Annotated in this window: 17 protein-coding genes; 14 read left to right on the forward strand and 3 right to left on the reverse strand. The window is 59.2% G+C overall.

Annotation, left to right across the window (positions count from 1 at the left end; genetic code table 11):
- The first annotated feature begins 57 nt into the window (after positions 1 to 57).
- The 7 genes from pepP to ACEQFP_RS11895 all read left to right on the forward strand — a co-directional run bounded on the left by pepP (position 58) and on the right by ACEQFP_RS11895 (position 10,654).
- Positions 58 to 1,380 (forward strand): Xaa-Pro aminopeptidase, encoded by a 1,323-nt coding sequence (gene pepP / locus ACEQFP_RS11865; protein WP_005296340.1) that lies wholly within the window; start codon positions 58 to 60, stop codon positions 1,378 to 1,380.
- Complete coding sequence (gene ubiH / locus ACEQFP_RS11870; RefSeq protein ID WP_005282122.1) at positions 1,377 to 2,555, forward strand: 2-octaprenyl-6-methoxyphenyl hydroxylase; 1,179 nt, start codon at positions 1,377 to 1,379, stop codon at positions 2,553 to 2,555. Before pepP ends, ubiH begins: the two co-directional genes overlap by 4 nt.
- A gap of 28 nt (positions 2,556 to 2,583) precedes the next feature.
- Positions 2,584 to 3,798 (forward strand): FAD-dependent 2-octaprenylphenol hydroxylase, encoded by a 1,215-nt coding sequence (gene ubiI / locus ACEQFP_RS11875; protein WP_370555215.1) that lies wholly within the window; start codon positions 2,584 to 2,586, stop codon positions 3,796 to 3,798.
- A 381-nt stretch (positions 3,799 to 4,179) separates the two neighbouring features.
- Positions 4,180 to 5,274, forward strand: coding sequence for a glycine cleavage system aminomethyltransferase GcvT (gene gcvT / locus ACEQFP_RS11880; protein ID WP_370547208.1), 1,095 nt, complete (start codon positions 4,180 to 4,182; stop codon positions 5,272 to 5,274).
- Between the two features lie 68 nt (positions 5,275 to 5,342).
- On the forward strand, positions 5,343 to 5,729 hold the full coding sequence (gene gcvH, locus ACEQFP_RS11885) for a glycine cleavage system protein GcvH (protein WP_205437552.1): 387 nt from the start codon (positions 5,343 to 5,345) through the stop codon (positions 5,727 to 5,729).
- A 91-nt stretch (positions 5,730 to 5,820) separates the two neighbouring features.
- Positions 5,821 to 8,703 (forward strand): aminomethyl-transferring glycine dehydrogenase, encoded by a 2,883-nt coding sequence (gene gcvP / locus ACEQFP_RS11890; RefSeq protein WP_370547209.1) that lies wholly within the window; start codon positions 5,821 to 5,823, stop codon positions 8,701 to 8,703.
- A 538-nt stretch (positions 8,704 to 9,241) separates the two neighbouring features.
- The gene (locus ACEQFP_RS11895) at positions 9,242 to 10,654 is read left to right on the forward strand and encodes an alanine/glycine:cation symporter family protein (RefSeq protein WP_370547210.1); all 1,413 of its coding nucleotides are present in this window, start codon (positions 9,242 to 9,244) and stop codon (positions 10,652 to 10,654) included.
- A gap of 80 nt (positions 10,655 to 10,734) precedes the next feature.
- On the opposite strand, the gene ACEQFP_RS11900 is transcribed toward ACEQFP_RS11895, so the two are convergent.
- On the reverse strand, positions 10,735 to 11,385 hold the full coding sequence (locus ACEQFP_RS11900; RefSeq protein WP_077999838.1) for a hemolysin III family protein: 651 nt from the start codon (positions 11,383 to 11,385) through the stop codon (positions 10,735 to 10,737).
- Between the two features lie 575 nt (positions 11,386 to 11,960).
- Between ACEQFP_RS11900 and ACEQFP_RS11905 the strand changes: the two genes are divergently transcribed.
- Both ACEQFP_RS11905 and ACEQFP_RS11910 read left to right on the forward strand, forming a co-directional pair.
- Positions 11,961 to 12,836: a nucleoside-specific channel-forming protein Tsx gene (locus ACEQFP_RS11905; protein WP_005282096.1), complete on the forward strand. Its 876-nt coding sequence runs from the start codon at positions 11,961 to 11,963 to the stop codon at positions 12,834 to 12,836.
- A 210-nt stretch (positions 12,837 to 13,046) separates the two neighbouring features.
- Positions 13,047 to 13,871, forward strand: a complete 825-nt coding sequence (locus ACEQFP_RS11910) for a shikimate 5-dehydrogenase (RefSeq protein ID WP_005282094.1) — start codon at positions 13,047 to 13,049, stop codon at positions 13,869 to 13,871.
- 52 nt (positions 13,872 to 13,923) lie between these two features.
- Here ACEQFP_RS11910 and ygfZ read toward each other — a convergent pair whose 3' ends face one another.
- Positions 13,924 to 14,919, reverse strand: a complete 996-nt coding sequence (ygfZ, locus tag ACEQFP_RS11915) for a tRNA-modifying protein YgfZ (RefSeq protein ID WP_068870348.1) — start codon at positions 14,917 to 14,919, stop codon at positions 13,924 to 13,926.
- 570 nt (positions 14,920 to 15,489) lie between these two features.
- Here ygfZ and sdhE point away from each other — a divergent pair.
- Together sdhE and ACEQFP_RS11925 are read left to right on the forward strand one after the other, a co-directional pair.
- Positions 15,490 to 15,756, forward strand: a complete 267-nt coding sequence (gene sdhE / locus ACEQFP_RS11920) for an FAD assembly factor SdhE (protein WP_005296359.1) — start codon at positions 15,490 to 15,492, stop codon at positions 15,754 to 15,756.
- Positions 15,737 to 16,159, forward strand: coding sequence for a protein YgfX (locus ACEQFP_RS11925; protein ID WP_005296363.1), 423 nt, complete (start codon positions 15,737 to 15,739; stop codon positions 16,157 to 16,159). Before sdhE ends, ACEQFP_RS11925 begins: the two co-directional genes overlap by 20 nt.
- 83 nt (positions 16,160 to 16,242) lie before the next feature.
- Here ACEQFP_RS11925 and fldB read toward each other — a convergent pair whose 3' ends face one another.
- Complete coding sequence (gene fldB / locus ACEQFP_RS11930) at positions 16,243 to 16,761, reverse strand: flavodoxin FldB (RefSeq protein ID WP_005282086.1); 519 nt, start codon at positions 16,759 to 16,761, stop codon at positions 16,243 to 16,245.
- Positions 16,762 to 16,898: 137 nt separating this feature from the next.
- Between fldB and xerD the strand changes: the two genes are divergently transcribed.
- The 3 genes from xerD to recJ are packed head-to-tail and all read left to right on the forward strand — an operon-like array spanning position 16,899 to position 20,280.
- Entirely contained in the window at positions 16,899 to 17,798 is a 900-nt protein-coding gene (xerD, locus tag ACEQFP_RS11935) for a site-specific tyrosine recombinase XerD (protein ID WP_005282082.1), read from the forward strand.
- A gap of 27 nt (positions 17,799 to 17,825) precedes the next feature.
- Positions 17,826 to 18,542, forward strand: a complete 717-nt coding sequence (gene dsbC, locus ACEQFP_RS11940; protein ID WP_005282080.1) for a bifunctional protein-disulfide isomerase/oxidoreductase DsbC — start codon at positions 17,826 to 17,828, stop codon at positions 18,540 to 18,542.
- Positions 18,543 to 18,546: 4 nt separating this feature from the next.
- A complete protein-coding gene (gene recJ, locus ACEQFP_RS11945) occupies positions 18,547 to 20,280 on the forward strand; it encodes a single-stranded-DNA-specific exonuclease RecJ (protein WP_370547211.1) in 1,734 nt (577 codons plus the stop codon).
- Positions 20,281 to 20,495: the final 215 nt, after the last annotated feature.

Here is a 20,495-nt window from a genome sequence, read left to right on the forward strand (position 1 = left end):
GACGCGTAGGCGTCGCGCCAGCCGTATCATTTACTAGCCGATTTTCAGGAGATGGATATGACCCCGCAAGAGTATCAGCGTCGCCGTCAGGCGTTGCTGGCGAAGATGCAGCCGGGCAGTGCGGCGCTGTTTTTTGCCGCCCCGGTTCATTGCCGGAATGCTGAGAATGAATACCCCTATCGTCAAAATAGCGACTTTTGGTATCTGTGCGGTTTCAATGAGCCGGAAGCGCTGTTGGTGCTGATCAAGAGCGACGAAAACCATAGCCACAGTGTGTTATTCAATCGGGTGCGTGACGTGACGGCGGAGGTCTGGTTTGGGCGTCGACTCGGGCAAGAGGCGGCGCCGGCGCGCCTGAATATCGATCGGGCCTTGCCGTATGGCGATGTGGCGGAACAGTTACCGTTACTGCTGAATGGCCTGGATGTGGTGTACCACGCCCAGGGCGTATATGACTTCGCCGATGAGCAGGTGTTTGCCGCGTTGGAAACCCTGCGCCGAGGTGCTCGCCAGAATCTGCGCGCGCCGGCGACGCTGACGGATTGGCGCCCCTGGGTGCATGAGATGCGTTTGTTTAAGTCGGCGGAGGAGATCGCCGTGATGCGGCGTGCCGCCGAGATCACCGCCATGGGGCACACCCGGGCGATGGAGAAGTGCCGTCCGGGAATGTATGAATATCAGTTGGAAGGCGAGCTGTTGCACGAGTTTAACCGGCATGGCGCCCGCTCTCCCTCGTTTAATACGATCGTCGGCAGCGGTGAAAACGGCTGCATCCTGCATTACACCGAGAATGAAAGTGAGCTGCGCGATGGCAACCTGGTGCTGGTCGATGCGGGAGCCGAATACCGCCACTATGCCGGGGATATCACCCGCACCTTCCCGGTCAGTGGACGTTTCAGCGAGCCGCAGCGCCAGATTTACCAGCTGGTGTTGGATGCGATGGAGGCGGCCATCACCCATTATCGTCCCGGCAGCAGTATTCGCCAGGCCCAGGAAGCGACAGTGCGTGTGATGGTGCAGGGGCTGGTCGCATTAGGGATCTTGCAGGGTGACGTGGAAACGCTGATCGCCGAACAGCAATACCGCGCCTTCTTTATGCATGGCCTGGGGCATTGGCTGGGACTCGATGTGCATGATGTCGGCGACTATGCCACCCCGGCGCGTGACCGAGTGCTCGAAGCGGGGATGGTGCTCACCTGTGAGCCGGGATTGTACATCGCGCCGGACGCCGACGTTCCGCAAGCCTATCGTGGCATCGGGGTGCGTATCGAAGATGACATTCTGATCACCGACACGGGGTGCGAGATCCTAACGGCGGGCGTGGTCAAATCGATCGAGGAGATCGAGGCGTTGATGGCGGCGGCGCGGGTTACCGCATGAGTATCATCATCGCCGGAGGCGGCATGGCGGGCGCGACGCTGGCCCTCGCGCTGTCGGCGTTGAGTGCGGGGCGTTGTCCGGTCACGCTGGTGGAGTCGATTGCGCCGGGGAGCGGGCATCACCCCGGCTTCGACGCGCGATCCATCGCGTTGGCGCAGGGCACCTGCCAGCAGTTGGCGCGGATCGGCATCTGGCCGGCTTTGGCGTCGCATGCCACGGCCATCAATCAGGTGCAGATCAGCGATCGGGGTCACGGCGGCGCGCTGTGGCTGGATGCGGCCGCCTACGATCTGCCCGCCTTGGGGCAGGTGGTGGAGCTGCATCGTGCCGGCGAGCAGCTGTTTCGGCTGTTGGCGACGGCGCCGGGCGTGACGCTACACTGCCCGGCGACGGTGGTGCGGGTCGAACGGCAGGCTGAAGGCGTGACGGCTTGGCTGGCGGATGGGCGTAGCCTCTCCGGCCAGTTACTGGTGGCGGCCGATGGCTCTGCCTCGGCGTTGGCGACCCTGTGCGGTATGCGTTGGCAGAGCGAGTCCTATGCGCAGGCGGCGCTGATCGCCAACGTCGCCAGCAGCGAGGCGCATGCGGGTCGCGCCTTCGAACGCTTTACCGCCGACGGGCCGTTGGCGTTGTTGCCGATGAGCGAGGGGCGTAGCGCCCTGGTGTGGTGCCTACCGCCTGAGCAGGCGGCACAGGCGGCGCAGTGGGACGAGGCGACCTTTTTGGCGCGCTTGCAACAGGCGTTCGGTTGGCGCCTGGGGCGTTTTACGCGTACGGGGCGGCGTGACTGCTATCCGTTGGCCTTGCGCCAGGCAGAGGCGCATGTCAGCCATCGTCTGGTGTTGGTGGGGAATGCGGCGCAGACGCTGCATCCCATCGCCGGTCAGGGCTTTAATCTGGGACTGCGCGATGTGATGACGCTGGCGGAGACGTTGAGTCGCGCCTGGTGCGCGGGGCAAGATCCCGGCAGTTACGCGACCTTGGCCGATTATCAGCGTCGTCGCCGGCCTGACTGTCAGGCGACGGTGGCCTTGACCGACAGTCTGGTGCGCCTATTTGCCAATCGCCTGCCCCCGTTGGTGGTGGGGCGGAATCTGGGCCTGATGACCTTGGCACTGTTGCCCGCGTTGCGTACGCCGCTGGTGCGACGGATGTTGGGTCAGGTCGCACGCTAAGCCTTTTTGCTTGGGAAGACAGTAAGTTATGCAATCATTCGATCTCATTGTCGTCGGTGGCGGCATGGTTGGGCTGGCGTTGGCCAACGCCCTTTCGGGCAGCGGGCTGCGCATCGCCCTCGTCGAGCCGCAGCCCCCTCGGCCAGCGCTGGCGGAAGACGGGCGTGTCTCGGCGCTGAATATCGCCAGCGAACGCCTGTTACAACAGCTTGGCGTATGGCCGGCGATCCTGGCACAACGGGCGAGTGCCTGTCGCGGCATGGAGGTGTGGGAGGCGGATAGCTTCGGCCGCATCGCCTTCGACGCCGAGGCCTATGGTCATGCTCATCTGGGGCACATCGTCGAGAATCGGGTGGTGCAGCAGGCATTGTGGCAGCGCGCCGAGCAAGATAAGGCGATCACCCTGTTGGCGCCCGCCCGTGTGGCGCAGGTGGCCTGGGGGGAGAATGAGGCCTTCTTGATCCTGGAGGGAGGGACCATGCTCAGTGCGCGGCTGCTGGTCGCCGCCGATGGCGCCCACTCTCAGCTACGTCAGTTGGCCGATGTCCCCTTGACCTTTTGGGATTATCAACAGCATGCCTTGGTGGCGACCATCCGTTGCGCGCAGCCGCACGCCGGGATCGCGCGGCAGATCTTCCGCCCGCAAGGTATCCTGGCCTTCCTGCCGCTGAGTGATGAGTCCCACTGCTCTATCGTCTGGTCGCTGCCGCCTGGCGAGGCGCAGCGCCTGCAGGCGGCTGACGATGAGACGTTCGCCCGTGAGCTGACGATCGCCTTCGATCATCGTCTCGGTCTGTGTCGTTGTGTCAGCGAGCGGCAGGTATTCCCGTTACGAGGACGCTATGCGCGCAGTTTTGCAGGCCATCGCCTGGCCTTGATGGGGGATGCGGCGCATACCATTCATCCACTGGCCGGGCAGGGGGTCAACCTCGGGTTGATGGATGCGGCGGAGTTGGCCGGTGAGTTGCGTCGCCTCCAGGCTCAGGGTAAGGATATCGGTCATCACCTCTACCTGCGCCGGTATGAGCGGCGACGCAAGCAGAGCGCGGCGGCGATGTTGGCGGCGATGCAGGGTTTCCACGATCTGTTTGCCGGAGCCAATCCGGCGAAGAAGCTGCTGCGTGACGTGGGACTGACGCTGGCCGATCGCTTGCCCGGCATCAAGCCACAGCTGGTGCGTCATGCCATGGGGCTGGTGGATCTGCCCGCACTCCTCCAAGCGCACGACAACGAGACGCGCTAAGCGCCGGGGCGGCATCGGCCGCCCTCGCGTGAAATATTCTAATGTCATGTCTCCTTTCGCATTAATTTTTCTTGCCCCGCCTTACCTTGCTCTTGCCGTTTTATGCTGCTTTTTAAGTCGACAAGGTTATTTATCGGCAATGAAAATGCAGCATAAATGTTAATTGTGTGCATCTGTGCGCATTTTTCCGGCGCAATATTCTGCATCATCGTTTGCGTGCATCTATGCACGCTAGACGCATTACACCTATTTTATCTTATGGTTAATCCCATTTTTCGGTGCTACCGTCGGAGCGATGTCATCGTTTGCGTATGGCGGCGCCATGCCTGGGGGCATGCCTGCGCGTGCGGCGTAAGCCGCGTTACTCAGTCGAGGATGAGAATGACAAAACAGACCGTGCTTTATGAGCAACATGTGGCCGATGGCGCACGTATGGTGGACTTTCATGGCTGGTTGATGCCGTTGAACTATGGTTCCCAGTTGGAGGAGCATCATGCCGTGCGGCGTGACGCCGGGATGTTCGATGTGTCGCACATGACTATCGTCGATCTACACGGCCCCAATGTGCGTGCCTTCTTGCGCTACTTGCTGGCCAACGATGTGGCACGACTGACGCAGCCGGGTAAGGCGCTGTATAGCGCGATGCTTAATGCGAGCGGGGGGGTTATCGACGATCTGATCGTCTACTTCCTGGCGGAGAATTATTTCCGTCTGGTGGTCAACTCCGCCACGCGCGCGCGCGATCTGGCCTGGATCGGCGAGCATCTGCCCCCGTTCGGCGTCGAGTTACGGGTCCGTGATGATTTGGCGTTGATCGCGGTGCAGGGGCCGAATGCGCGTCAGCGGGTGGCGGAGTTGTTGGATGCCGAGCAACGTCTGGCCTTGGCCGATATGAAGCCCTTCTTCGCCCGCCAGATTGACTCACTGTTTATCGCCACCACCGGCTATACCGGGGAGGATGGCTATGAGATCGCCTTACCGCTCGCCGAGGCGGTGCCCTTCTGGCGGCGTCTGGAGCAGGCCGGGGTGCGTCCCTGTGGTTTGGCGGCACGCGACACGCTGCGTCTGGAGGCGGGCATGAACCTGTATGGCCAAGAGATGGATGAGCAGGTCTCGCCCTTGGCGGCCAATATGGCGTGGACCATCGCCTGGGAGCCCGAGACGCGCGATTTTATCGGCCGTGATGCCTTGATGCGTCAGCGTCATCAGCCGCATGCGCAACTGGTTGGTTTGCTGATGCGGGAGAAGGGGGTGCTGCGTGCCGGGATGACGGTGAGCCTCTACACGGAGCAGGGCGAGGCGGTGCAAGGGGTGATCACCAGCGGTACCTTCTCACCGACGCTGGGGTGCAGCATCGCACTGGCGCGCGTACCACAGGGCATCGCGGGTGAAGGGCGCGTCAATATTCGTGGGCGCGAGGTGGCGGTCACGTTAGTGAAGCCGAGCTTTGTCCGTCAGGGCTGCAGTCTGATTTAACCCGAGGCGCCGGGGCGTCTCAGTCGACAAACAAGCTAGACAGTACTCAATTCCAGGAGAGGATGGCGATGAGCAATGTACCGACAGAGTTGAAGTATAGCGCGTCTCATGAGTGGGTGCGTGCCGAGGAGGCGGGGGTCTTTTGCGTTGGCATCAGCGATCATGCCCAATCCCTGCTGGGGGATATGGTGTTTGTGGATCTGCCCGAGCTGGGGGAACACGTCGAGACCGGTGCCGATTGCGCCGTGGCCGAGTCCGTTAAGGCGGCATCCGACATCTATAGTCCACTGGCCGGGGAGATCGTGGCGGTGAACGAGGCGCTGGTGGACGCGCCGGAGCTGGTGAATAGCGAGCCCTATCAGGCGGGGTGGTTGTTTAAGATCCGTGCCGACGATCCTACCGAATACGCGGCCTTACTCAGCGCCGACGAGTATCAACGCGCGCTGGAGGCGTAGCGCGCCAACTCCAGGGCCGCCCTCGTTGGGCGGCCCTGGCCTATGATATGCCGGGCGCCGGGCGGCGGCGCAACCAAGGAATGCATAAGCTATGACGCAGACTCTCTCTACGCTGGAAAACGGTGAGGCGTTTATTGCCCGCCATATCGGGCCGACGCCGGCCGAGCAGCAGCAGATGCTGGCGGAGATCGGGGCGCCGGATCTGGCGACGTTGATCGCACGCCTGGTTCCCGTCGACATTCAACTTCCAGCCGCACCACCCATCGGTGCGCCCTGTGATGAACAGCAGGCGCTGGGTGAACTGCGGGCGATCGCCGAGCAGAATCAGATCTATAAATCCTTTATCGGGATGGGGTACTACGGGGTGAAGACGCCGCCAGCGATCCTCCGCAACATGCTGGAGAATCCCAGTTGGTACACCGCCTATACCCCCTACCAGCCCGAGGTCTCTCAGGGGCGGTTGGAGGCGTTGCTTAACTTTCAGCAGATGACGCTGGATCTCACCGGCCTCGATCTGGCCTCCGCCTCGTTACTGGATGAGGCGACGGCCGCCGCCGAGGCGATGGCGCTGGCGCGGCGCGCCAGCCGGCTGAAGCAGGCTTCGGTGTTCTTCATCGCCCAGGATGTGCATCCACAGACGATCGATGTGGTTTGCACGCGGGCACAGACTTGTGGCGTCGAGGTGGTCATCGGCGATCCGCGGCATGCCGTCGATCATCGCGATCTGTTCGGTGTGCTGTTGCAACAGGTCGGTAGCGAGGGGCAGCTGCATGACTACCGCGCGCTGATGGCGGCGCTGCGTGAGCGGGAGGTGATCTGTTGCATGGCCGCCGATCCGCTGGCGCTAGTGTTGTTGCAGGCGCCGGGACAGCAGGGGGCCGACGTGGTGTTCGGCTCGGCTCAACGCTTTGGCGTGCCGATGGGCTATGGCGGGCCGCATGCCGCCTTCTTCGCCTGCCGCGAGGCGTTTAAACGCGCCATGCCGGGGCGCATCATCGGGGTGGCGCGTGATGCCGCCGGTAATCCGGCGCTGCGCATGGCGATGCAGACGCGCGAGCAACACATTCGGCGTGAGAAGGCCAACTCCAACCTCTGTACCTCCCAGGTACTGCTGGCCAATATCGCCGGGATGTATGCGGTCTACCATGGCCCACAGGGGTTGCGGCGTATTGCCGAGCGGGTACATCGTTTGGCGGATATCTTGGCGTTGGGGCTACAACAAAAGGGCGTGACGCTACGTAATCACAGCTGGTTCGATACCCTGACGGTCACGGTGGCGGATAAAGCGGCGGTGTTGGCGCGGGCGCAGGGATTTGGTATCAACCTGCGCGCCGATCTGACGGGGGCGGTAGGGATCGCCTTCGATGAGTGCAGCACGCGCGACGATCTGGAGGCGCTGTTTACCATCCTGCTTGGCGATGACCATGGCTTGGACATCGATACGCTGGATACCTTGGCGCAGGAGGCGAGTGAAGGCAGTATTCCCGCCGCACTGTTACGTAGCGAGCCGATCCTGACACACCCGGTGTTTAACCGTTACCACAGCGAAACCGCGCTGATGCGTTATATGCATCGTCTGGCGCGGCGCGATCTGGCGTTGGATCAGGCGATGATCCCGCTGGGATCCTGCACCATGAAGCTGAATGCCGCCGCGGAGATGATCCCGATCACCTGGCCGGCCTTCGCGGAGCTGCATCCCTTCTGCCCGCCGGAGCAGGCGCGTGGCTACCAGATCCTGCTAAACCAATTGGCCGGTTGGCTGACGCAATTGACGGGTTATGATGCGGTCTGCCTGCAGCCCAACTCTGGCGCGCAAGGGGAGTATGCCGGGTTGCTGGCTATCCGCCGTTATCATGAGAGCCGTGGCGAGGGGCAGCGCACCCGCTGCCTGATCCCGGCTTCGGCCCATGGCACCAATCCGGCCTCGGCACAGATGGCCGGGATGGAGGTGGTCGTGGTGGCCTGTGACGAGCGCGGCAACATCGATCTGCACGATCTGCGGCGTCAGGCCGAGGCGGCGGGCGAGACGTTGGCGGCGATCATGGTGACTTACCCATCGACGCATGGCGTCTATGAGGAGACCATCCGCGAGGTGTGCCAGATCGTGCATCAGTATGGCGGCCAGGTCTATCTGGATGGTGCCAATATGAATGCTCAGGTCGGTATCACTACGCCAGGTTATATCGGCGCCGATGTTTCGCACCTCAACTTGCATAAGACCTTCGCCATTCCTCACGGCGGCGGTGGTCCGGGGATGGGGCCGATCGGCGTTAAGGCCCATCTGGCGCCTTTCGTTCCCGGCCATACGGTGGTGCATATCCCCGGCATGACGACACGCCAGGGCGCGGTCAGCGCCGCCCCGTTCGGTAGCGCCTCGATTCTGCCCATCAGCTGGATGTATATCCGCATGATGGGGGCGGAGGGACTGCGGCGCGCCAGCGCGGTGGCGATCCTTAACGCCAACTATATCGCTCAGCGTCTGCGCGCCGCCTACCCGGTGTTGTATAGCGGGCAGGATGGTTATGTGGCGCATGAATGTATTCTGGATCTGCGTCCACTGAAGGCGAGCAGCGGCATCAGCGAGATGGATATCGCCAAGCGCCTGATCGACTATGGCTTCCATGCACCAACCATGTCGTTTCCGGTTGCCGGGACCTTGATGGTGGAGCCGACGGAATCAGAGGATAAGCGCGAGTTGGATCGTTTTATCACGGCGATGCTGGCCATTCGTGGCGAGATTGCTCGGGTCGAGACGGGTGAGTGGCCGTTGCAGGATAACCCGCTGGTCAACGCCCCGCATACCCAGACGGAGCTAGCCGGAGAGTGGACGCACCCCTACAGTCGCGACGTGGCGGTGTTCCCGACGCCCGAAAGCCGTGACAATAAGTACTGGCCGGCGGTGAAGCGCTTGGACGATGTCTATGGCGATCGTAATCTGCAATGCGCCTGTCCACCGGTGAGCGACTGGGCATAGGTGTAAGGCGACCGGGGGAGTGTACCCGGTTGCCCGCCTATCGGCTACGTACCGTGTATCGATTTGCCAGAGGGGCGCGGCAATGTTATGGTTGCGCCCCCTGATACGCCTTGAGGGCGTCATCACGTATCTGATTTCACCTGGTTGCGCGTCCACGTACCATTTTCTCGAATGAAATATTCTAATTCATTTCTCTCTCGCCGCCGAACGGCGTAATCGCCGCTTTTTTGAATAAAACTCATTATAAACATAGTGTTATATTTTTATTGGCTGTTATTACTTTCACTTATCATCACTTTTATTCATGCATCGCTGGCTCACTTCCTCGGCTATTCCTCCCGATAAAGTGTGATAGAGTTCTCATCGTGAGCTGTTGCCATTCCCTGTAGAGGCTTCCTGCGCTGCGGCGGCGACGCACAATTCCTGCGTTTATTCGGTTGAGATCACCGCGCCCGTTCATCGGGCGACGGCGGCATGCTATTCCCCGTTAAACGCCCTATACACCGACAGGTAAAAATAAAAACGGGTAATGACAGGTATGGACTTTTTGGCACAGTGGGTTAATCGCATCAATAGTCTGTTGTGGGATGAGCTTTTGATCTTTTTACTCTGTGGCACGGGGATTTATTACACCCTGCGTCTGGGCTTTATCCAGATCCGTCATTTCGGATCCGGTTTCCGTGCCCTCTTTGGGGGAATGTCGTTGTCCGGTGCGAAGGCGGATAAGCAGGGGATGAGTTCATTCCAGGCCGTCGCCACGGCGATCGCCGGTCAGGTGGGGACGGGTAACTTAGCCGGTCCGGCAACGGCGATCGTCGCCGGTGGCCCGGGCGCCATCTTCTGGATGTGGGTCTCCTCATTTCTGGGTATGGCGACCATCTATGCCGAGGCGATCCTGGCGCAGAAATATAAGTCTTTCGATAAACAGGGGCACGTGGTCGGTGGCCCGGCTTATTACATCGAGCAGGGACTGAAATGCAAATGGTTGGCGGCGCTCTTCTCCGTCCTGATCATCTTCGCCCTGGGTTTCATCGGTAATATGGTGCAATCCAACTCGATCGCCGCCGCCTTCGAGGGCTCTCTCGGGGTTTCCGGTTGGATCGTCGGGGTGGTGTTGGCCTTGTTGACCGGTGGGGTGATCATGGGGGGGTTGCGTAGCATCGCCTCCTTCACCGAGAAGGTCGTGCCGACCATGGCGATCTTTTATCTGGTGGGGGCACTGCTGATCTTGGGTTTGAACGCGCATTACATCCTGCCGGCCTTTAAGGCGATCTTCGTCGCTGCCTTTAACCCGCAGGCGGTACTCGGCGGCGGGGCAGGTATCGCCATTCAGCAGGCGATGCGCTTTGGTATTGCCCGGGGGTTGTTCTCTAACGAGGCCGGGATGGGGTCGACACCGCATGCTCACGCGGTGGCGAAGGTGAAACACCCCGAGCAGCAGGGCTTTATCGCCATGATGGGGGTCTTCGTGGTGTGCGTGATCGTCACCCTGACGGCGTTGGTGATCATTACCTCGGGGATGGCTATGTGGCAGCAGGGCGGCCAGACTCAAGCCTCTTTCCTCGGCGTCTTCTCTGGCCAGGGGATCGCGGTGACTCAGCAGGCTTACTCTTATGTCTATGGCCACTTTGGTAGCCTGTTTATTTCGGCCTCGTTGTTCTTCTTCGCCTTCTCGACCATCATCGGTTGGTACTACTATGCGGAGACGAACGTACGTTATCTGTTTAACTCGCAGAAAGCGGTACGGGTCTATCAGCTGTTGGTGATCGTCTTTATTTTTATCGCGTCGTTCTTCCATGTGGAACTGGTATGGAACATGGCCGATATGTTTAACGGCCTGATGGTGTTGCCGAACCTGGCGGCGTTGTTACTGTTGTCTCCGGTGGTGATCCGCCTGACGCGTGAGATTGCGACGCGTCGTCATGGTGAGGTGGCGACGGAAGGCGAATAAGCGGCATCGCAGTGATCTTGATGGTGTGATGTCGAGGCGAGAAGACGGCGGACGGGGTAACCCGGCCGCCGTTGTCGTTGTTAGAGATAGAGATAGATAGCGAAGAAGTGGCAGGCGCTGCCTCCCAGGACAAAGCCATGCCAGATGGCATGGTTGTAGGGGATGCGTTTGCAGACATAGAAGATGACCCCCAGAGTATAGATGACTCCCCCTAAGGCCAGCAGGGTGAGTCCGCCGCCGGAGAGACGTAGCGCCAGCTGATAGATGACAATCAGCGATAGCCAGCCCATGGTGAGGTAGGTGATCAGTGACACCACCTTGAAGCGATGGGCGAAGGCCAGTTTAAAGATGATCCCCGCCAGCGCCAGCGACCAGATCACCGCCATCAGACCACGAGCGAGTGGTGAGTCTAAGCCGACCAGTAGGAAAGGGGTATAGGTCCCGGCGATCAGGAGATAAATGGCGCAGTGGTCGAAGATCTTCAACCAACGTTTGGCCGTCGGATGTGGAATGGCGTGGTAGAGCGTCGAGGCGAGAAACAGCAAGATCATGCTGCCGCCATACAGACTATAACTGGTGATCGCGGTGGCGTCGGCACCACTGTCGATAGCTTGCACCAGCAGGAGCACCAAGCCGACGATCCCCAAGATAAAGCCAATGCCGTGGCTAATGCTATTCGCCACCTCTTCCGCCAAGGAGTAACTCGATAGGGGGGCGCTGACTGTTGTCATCGTTAGTAACCTCGCAGGGTGAGAGTCGGCCCTAGGTTGTGTGCGACCGACCCAAAATTCACGCCCTCTAGGTTAGCTGAGAACAATTCCAGTGTACACGTGTACGCTAAAAAAGAGTCAGGCTGTCTGGCATCCTCACCTCGGCGCGATGTGGCTAGAATCACATATAATCACCATGATTATTATTTTTACAACAGCGTAAGGTGTGCATTAGCGGGGTGTACGCCGCGAGAAAAGCATAACCGGCGCAGATATTTTTATCTTATTGAATTCATTGAGCTGATTTTTAAGTGAAAACTAGACATTTTGCACAGAAAATCGCCAAGTTATTAATTTGATAAGAGTCCCAATTAATGTATCATTTCTACGAACTATTTCGCCGCAAACGTGAACGCAATCGATTACGCTTTTTAAAAACTATTGCTGGATCACGGTTTCTGTATCTGGTTATTTCTATAATGCGCGTGGCCAGCGAGCAGGCATTAGAGCGAGTGATGGCTGATTTGTGGCGATGTTGACATGTTGTCGTTGTCTCCCTCTGCGCGGGGGAGCTTTTTAAGGTATGTGGCACTCATATGAAAAAAACAATTTTAGCTGCGGGCGCGCTGTTATCCTGTCTTACCACCACCAGCATGAATGCAACGGCGGCAGACAACAACGGCGAGTATCTTTCTGATTGGTGGCACCAGAGCGTCAACGTGGTAGGCAGTTATCACACTCGTTTTGGGCCGTTCCGTACCAATGACGTCTATCTAGAATATGAAGCCTTCGCCAAGAAGGATTGGCTCGACTTCTATGGCTATGTCGACGTACCGAAGTTCTTCGGGGCCGGTAACAGCGTCGATAAGGGTATCTGGGACAAAGGCTCTCCACTATTCATGGAGATCGAGCCGCGTTTCTCCATCGATAAGCTGACCGGCTTGGACCTGGGTTTTGGACCGTTCAAGGAGTGGTACTTCGCGAACGACTATGTCTTCGACATGGGGCATAACAGCGCTAACCGCCAGAACACCTGGTATATGGGTCTGGGGACCGACATCGATACGGGCCTGCCGATGAGCCTGTCACTGAACGTGTACGGCAAGTATCAGTGGGAAAACTACGGTGCAGCCAACGAGAATAGCTGGGACGGCTATCGGGTGAAGGTGAAATACTTCGTGCCGTTGACCGAGCTGTGGGGCGGTAACCTGAGCTATATCGGCTTTACCAACTTCGACTTCGGCTCTCGTCTGGGCGACAAGTCTGGCGTCGGTTCTAACGGTAACCAGTTGCGCTCCAACAACTCCATCGCCTCCAGCCATATCCTGGCGTTGAACTACACCCATTGGCACTACTCGGTGGTGGCGCGTTACTTCCATAACGGTGGTCAGTGGAAAGAGGGCGCGGCGCTGGGTGAAGATCTGCATCCGACCGGTTGGGGTTACTACCTGGTGTTGGGTTACAACTTCTAATTCCTCTATTTCCGGTGATCTAGGCCCCGTCTCGACGGGGCCTTTTCTTTTTTTGCCTGCGGAGGTGCCGTATCCGCCGGCGATTCGCCGCTTATGTCTCCACCGAAAGGGGGAACTGGCGTGGAAAATCGAACCGTTTTTTCGCGATCGGTTTTACGCGATGATGGTGGCCGTCGTCTAGCACACATTTTCCCTCTTTAAGGAGCAATCATGACCCGACACCTCAGCAAGGATACCCAGTTGTGCATGTCATTGGCGGCACGTCCAGGTAACTTCGGTACCCGCTTTCATAACTACCTGTATGATGCTCTCGATCTCGACTACCTGTATAAGGCCTTTACGACGCAGGATATCGTGGCCGCCATCGGCGGTGTACGAGCATTGGGGGTACGCGGTTGCGCCATTTCGATGCCCTTTAAGGAGGCGGTGATCCCATTAATGGATGAGATGGATGCTTCGGCGGCGGGGATTGGCTCGGTGAATACCATCGTCAATAGTGACGGTTGGCTCAAGGCCTATAACACCGACTATATCGCTATCGCTCAACTGCTGCGCCAGTATGCGCTCGATCCGACGCTGACGTTTGCCCTGCACGGCAGTGGTGGGATGGCCAAGGCGGTCGCCTGTGCCCTCAAGGATGCCGGTTTTACCCGTGGTTATATCGTGGCGAAGAACGCGGTAAGTGGCCAGCAGTTGGCGCAACTCTACGGTTATAGCTGGTGTCAGACGCTGCCTCCCGAGGCCTCGGTCGATCTGTTGATCAACGCCACACCGATCGGCATGCTGGGCAGCGAGTTTGCTGGCGTGCTCTCCTTTAGCCCGGAACGCATTGCCCACGCCAGCGCGATCTTCGAGGTGGTGGCACAGCCGATCGAGACCCCCTTGGTACAGGCGGCGCGTGCAGCCGGGAAGGTTGTGATCACCGGCGCCGAAGTCTTCGCCATTCAGGCGGTGGAGCAGTTTGTCTTGTATACCGGCATTCGACCAGAGCATGCCCTGTTCTTACAGGCTGCCGCCTATGCTCGAGGCGCGTGAAGCGCGAGCGTTGGCGCTCCCGTCACCCATCAGGGCGACGGGAGATTGCCGGTTACTCGGCTTCGTCGAGCCCATAGGGTAATGGGGCAATGGTCAGTTGACTGAGGTCGTCGTCGCGTACGCGCAATACGCTGTCGGCGGCGAGATCACTGCTTAAGACCGCCTGAATATAGACTTCACCGTCGGCGAGGCGCAGCGCGGCCAATACGGTTCCGCTGCGGCGCCAACTGTCGCCTAAGCGCAGTTCGAGATCCTCGCTGGCGTGTGGCAGGCGCCCGGCACTACCGCGCAACCAGAACAGGGCGCGCCGATTGGCGCCACGGAACTTGGCGCGCGCCACCATCTCTTGGCCGCTATAGCATCCCTTATTGAAGCAGATCCCGCCGAGGGCTTGGAGATTGATCGCCTGTGGCAGGAACTGGTCGCTGCTTGCCTCATCGATGATCGCGAGACCCGCCTCGATATCCAGAGCCAGCCATTGTGCGCCATCGCTGAGCCGTGCGCGGCCGCTTAACTGCTGGATGATGCGTTTGGCCTCCTCCTCATCGTCGCAGATTAACAGGTAGCGTGGCTGAGGTTCGGCGAGGAATAGCAGTTGACTATGTGCCGCTTGGCGCAACGGGCAGGTCGCGTCGGGCAGCTCGCTAAATAACTCACCGAGCGCCTCGCGTGCCTGAGCGCCGGCGAGGCCTAGCACGATCGCGTGCGGCTCATCGGCGAGGGTGACCTTAGCGAAGACGGCGTATTTCTTCAATTCCAGCAACTGAATTTCAGCTACGCTGCGACGCAGCAGGTAGGCGAAGCCATCTGCGCGCCGCCACAGGCGTAGCGTACTCCACAGTTTGCCCTTAGCGTCGCAGTGCGCACACAGAGCATGTTGTTGCGCCGTGAGGGCCGGGACATCAAGGGTGAGCTGGCCTTGCAGGTAACTCTGCGCATCCGCGCCACTGACGCCGACCAGTTGCCAGTCTGTCAGAGCCATCAGGGTGAGCGGGAGTTGTGCGGCGGCCAGTACGGGCTGCGAGGTGAATTGGGCGTTAAGGTTCATGATAGTTCCCTGTAAGGTCATATCGGAAGTAGTGTCCATGGTAAGAAAGCCGGCTCGCGATGCCAATGGTTAATTGCATCCAGGCCACGTCTTGTTCAAGCATTCCCGATCGTGTGTGCCTACGCCGGGTAACCACGGAGCCTCGTTAGTGAAGTGGGCGGACCCTATCGTGGGCCAGTCGTACGGTGTCGCGCCAGGTGATGCGTGTCTTATGGCCGTAGCCGGGGCCGCTATGTGGGGTCATGGCCGCGTCGCGTCTGAGTTTGCTCACCGTGAATGATGAGAGATGCTAACCGAATAGCGTCATCGTCAGAAATAATCCGTAATTTGAGGATAGTATTGCGTAACGTATTACAACTGCAGAATAAAAGCGCACAGATAACAAATCTTGTCGTGCTGAAGTAAGGCAAAATATGACAGAGTATGAAGGGATTCCCGCAATGAAGTGTTTTTTCACGCTAGAATAGAGAGCGATTAGCGACGGGCATAAACCAGGCCGCCACGTGGGGAGGTCCCCCGTCTTTTGTTAGCCGTAGAAAAATTTAAATATAAAGCCGGAGTGAATGAGTCATGGATATCAATAATAAAGCACGGGTTCACTGGGCATGCCGCCGCGGAATGCGTGAGCTGGACATCGCCATTATGCCCTTCTTCGAGCATGAGTATGATGCGATGAGTGACGCCGATAAGCAGACGTTTGTCCGCCTGCTGAACTGTGATGATCCCGAGCTGTTCAAGTGGCTGATGAACCAAGGCGTGCCGGAGGATGCCGATCTGGCACGGATGATTACCCTGATTCAGACGCGAAATAAAGCACGTGGCCCCATGGTGCTGTAATGTCCATGTCTCCTGGCGCACCCAGGTGATCGCGTTGTTGGGATATGGTGCGCTGGTGTTGACGATCCTCCTGGCCCCCTGGCCTGAGAGTTATGGCGTCAGCGCTTTCTGGTTGCTGCTATTGGTGGTGGTGATCTTCGAGTGTATCCGTAGCCAGCGCCGTATCGCGCGTAATCGCGGGGAGTTGCAATACAGCGCTACGGGAGAGTGGCGTTGGCAACAGCGTGAGTGGCGGCTTGCCCGCCGGCCGTGGATCAGCGATATGGGCGTATTGTTATTGCTACAAAGCAGCGCCGGGCCGGCACGTCGACGCCGCCTGTGGTTGGCGGCAGACAGTATGAGCCAGGAGGAGTGGAGTGAGTTACGGGCCCTGTTACTGAACGCTCCCGAGACCAACGACTGAGCGTCGGTATCGTCAAGGGGCCCATCGTTCTTCTCGTGTTTCTTCCAGCGGGGGGAGCGCCTCGGGTATGAGGGGGGCGGGGGTTAGAGTAGTTCCGCCGCCTCCAGCATGATCTGTTGGCACCATTGCTGCAGGCGTGCATCGCTGAGGTCATACTGGTTGGCCTCATCCAAGGCGAGGCCCGCGAAGAGGCGCCCCTCGTCCAGGGTGGCGCGTGAGGCGCTAAACTCGTAGCCCGCCGTCGGCCAATAGCCGACCATGTTGACCCCTAAGGGCAGCAGTTGGTCGTGCAACAATCCGAGTGCATCCTGGAACCATTCACCATAGCCTAACTGATCGCCCAACCCATACAACGCCACGATCTTGCCCTGTAGCGGTAGGGTCGGCAGGGTGTCCCATACCGCCTGCCAATCTTCCTGTAACTCGCCGAAGTCCCAAGTAGGAATGCCGAGGATCAGCATGTCGTACTGGGTCATCGCCGTGATCGGCGTCTCTTTGATGTTATGTAGGGTGACCAGATCGGCGCCGAGGATATCGCGAATTTTCTCTGCTGCCATCTCGGTGTAGCAGGTGCTGGAGCCGTAAAAAAGACCGATTTTCATTGTGCATTTGCCATGGTTGCCAAAGCGGATAACGTCAGTGTAACAGATTTGAATCCACTGCCGGCATCATGTAGGCTGGCCGACAACGACGCGCCGCACGCGCTGCGCAAGGTTATCATGGGGATTGAGGAGTCGGAGTGCACGAGCAGGATCAGGCGCTGATCGAACAATTTTTGGATGCGTTATGGCTAGAGAAGAATCTGGCCGAAAATACCTTGGCCTCTTACCGCCAGGATCTGCGTACCCTCGCCGAGTGGCTGGCCTATCATGACCTCTCATTGCTGACGGCGTCGCCCGGCGACCTGCAGAATTTCTTCGCCCAACGCGTCGATGGTGGCTACAAGGCATCCAGCTCTGCGCGTCTGCTGAGCGCGCTGCGCCGCTGCTACCAGTATCTCTATCGTGAGACGTTGCGAACTGACGATCCAAGCGCACAGCTGGCGGCGCCGAAGCTGCCGCAGCGGCTGCCGAAAGATCTCTCCGAAGCTCAGGTAGACGCCTTGCTACAGGCACCGGCGATCGATAATCCGCTAGAGCTACGCGATAAGGCGATGCTGGAGTTGCTGTACGCCACCGGTCTACGCGTTTCCGAGCTGGTTGGCCTGGGGCAGGAGGATGTCAGTCTGCGCCAAGGGGTGGTACGGGTGATCGGCAAGGGAAACAAGGAGCGCCTGGTGCCGTTGGGCGAAGAGGCGATCTATTGGATCGAATACTATCTGGAGTATGGTCGTCCCTGGCTGGTGAATGGCCAGACGGTGGCGGCGCTGTTTCCCAGTAATCGTGCGCGCCAGATGACGCGCCAGACCTTTTGGCATCGCATCAAGCATTATGCCGTGTTGGCGGGTATCGATACGCAGCGCCTGTCGCCGCACGTATTGCGCCATGCTTTTGCCACCCATCTGTTGAACCATGGCGCGGATTTACGTGTCGTACAGATGCTCTTGGGGCACAGTGATCTTTCTACCACCCAGATTTATACCCATGTCGCGACGGAGCGGCTCAGACAGCTACATCAACAGCATCATCCCCGCGCTTGAGCGGAGGGCAATGCAAAGGAATTGGTTATGAAAAAAAGCGTGATTTGGTTGGCATTACTGGCGGCATCCGTCAGCGGCCTGGCCCGGGCAGATGATGCCACTATCCAACAGTCGTTGAAGAAGCTGGGGATCCAGCAGACACAGATCCAGTCTTCGCCGCTGGCGGGTCTAAAGACCGTCTTCACCGAGGGTGGCGTGCTGTATGTGACGGATGACGGCAAGTATATCCTGCAAGGGCCGATGTATGATGTCAGCGGCGCGGTGCCGGAAAATGTGACCAATCAACTGCTGCTCCAGCGTCTCAATAAGCTGGAGCCCGAGATGATCGTCTATAAGGCACCGAAGCAGAAGTATGTGATCACCGTCTTTACCGACATCACCTGCGGCTATTGCCATAAGTTGCACTCGCAGATTAAGGAGTATAACGATCTGGGGATCACCGTACGCTATCTGGCCTTCCCGCGTCAGGGATTGGACTCGAAAGCGGAGAAGGATATGCAATCCATCTGGTGTATGGCCGATCGACGTAAGGCCTTCGACGAGGCGGTAAAAGGGGAGGCGATCTCGCCGGCCACCTGTGACATCAATATTAAGTCTCACTATGAGTTAGGCGTACAGTTTGGCATTCAGGGGACGCCGGCGATCGTCCTGAGCAATGGGATGGTGATCCCGGGTTATCAGGGGCCGAAAGAGATGCTGGCGATGCTGGATGCCCAGGCGCAGATGAGTCAGAAGAAAGGTTAAGGCATTGGCGATCAAGACACGGTTATGCCGGCGTAAGGCGGTGGCAGAGAGCCAATTGCCGGATGCGTTGCCGCCGTTGCTGCGTCGTCTGTACGCGAACCGCGGGGTGCGCAGTGCTACTGAGCTGGAGCGTGGCGTCAAGGGGTTACTCCCCTATGCGTCGCTGAGCGGTATCGAGGCGGCGGTCGCGCTGTTGCAGGAGGTGCTGGAGCAGCGTCTGCACCTGGTGATCGTCGGCGATTTCGACGCGGATGGGGCAACCAGTACCGCGCTCTCGGTACTGGCATTGCGCGCCATGGGCTGCGACCGCGTGCAGTATCTGGTTCCCAACCGTTTCGAAGATGGTTATGGCCTCAGCCCGGAGGTGGTCGCTCAGGCCGCCGAGATGGGCGCCGAGATGATCATGACCGTCGATAATGGCGTCTCCTCCCATGCCGGGGTGGAGGCGGCCCATGCGCGCGGTATCCGCGTGCTGGTGACCGATCACCACCTACCCGGTGAGACACTGCCGGCGGCAGAGGCCATCGTCAATCCTAACCTCGCCGATTGCGCCTTCCCCTCGAAGTCACTGGCGGGGGTCGGGGTCGCCTTTTACCTGATGTTGGCGCTACGGCGTCATCTGATCGATCAGGGCTGGTTTGAGCGACTCGGGCGTCCGGCGCCCAATCTGGCCGAGCTACTCGATCTGGTGGCGCTGGGGACGGTGGCGGATGTGGTGGCGCTCGATAGTAATAATCGGATCCTGGTTCATCAGGGATTGAGCCGCATTCGCGTCGGCCGTTGCCGCCCGGGGATCCGCGCCCTGCTGGAGGTCGCCAAGCGCGATGCCGCCCGTCTGACTGCCGGTGATCTGGGGTTTGCCCTGGGGCCGCGTCTGAATGCGGCGGGGCGGCTGGATGACATGTCGCTCGGGGTGGCGCTGTTACTGAGTGAGGATATGCCGCAGGCGCGGGCATTGGCCTGCGACTTAGATAACCTGAATCAGACCCGGCGCGAGATTGAGCAAGGGATGCAGAGTGAGGCGTTGGCGATCTGTGCCTCGCTGGAGCGTACGCTGACCGAGCTACCCTATGGCTTGGCGTTGTACCATCCCGAGTGGCATCAAGGGGTGGTCGGTATCGTGGCCTCACGCATCAAGGAGCGTTTTTATCGTCCGGTGATCGCCTTCGCACCGGCGGGGGATGGCCTGCTGAAAGGCTCCGGGCGTTCGTTGCCTGGGTTGCATATGCGCGATGCCCTAGAGCGTCTGGATACCTTGCATCCCGGATTGATGTTGAAGTTTGGTGGTCATGCGATGGCCGCCGGACTGACCATTGAGGCGGATCGTTTCGAGGACTTCCGCCGCCACTTCGCAACCTTGGTCGGCGAGTGGCTCGATCCGGCGCAGTTGGAGGGGGTGGTCTGGTCGGATGGTGCGTTAGGGGGAGACGAGTTGACGTTGCCGGTCGCCGAGCAGTTGCGCGAGGCTGGCCCTTGGGGCCAGGCGTTTCCCGAGCCGACCTTCGACGGCTGTTTCCGCATTCTCCAGCAACGGCTGGTGGGAGAGCGCCACTTGAAGTTGATGTTGGAGCCGTTGGCGGGCGGGCCGTTATTGGACGGCATCGCCTTTAATGTTGATACCACGTTGTGGCCGGACGCGAGCGTGCGTGAGGTAGAGCTGGCCTACCGTCTCGATGTCAATGAGTACCGTGGAAATCGCAGTGTACAGTTAATGATCGAGCACCTCTGGCCGCGTTGAGGCAGAGTGCACAAAATCATGTATTGTAGAGGGGTGATATTTATCACCCCTCTACTTTATTAGCATAATTAATAACGAGGGCGCGCAGATTAGTAAATTCGTTGAACTGCTGCGTTAAGTGCCGGATTTTATAGCAACAGTGCAGGATCTCGCTGTAAGGTCTGCCATTTCGCTAAACGAGTTGCTATAGTCTGTAGAGATAACGCGGGCAATTA

The sequence above is a fragment of the Edwardsiella sp. A.80236 genome (genome assembly GCF_044540725.1).
Classification (GTDB): domain Bacteria; phylum Pseudomonadota; class Gammaproteobacteria; order Enterobacterales; family Enterobacteriaceae; genus Edwardsiella; species Edwardsiella tarda.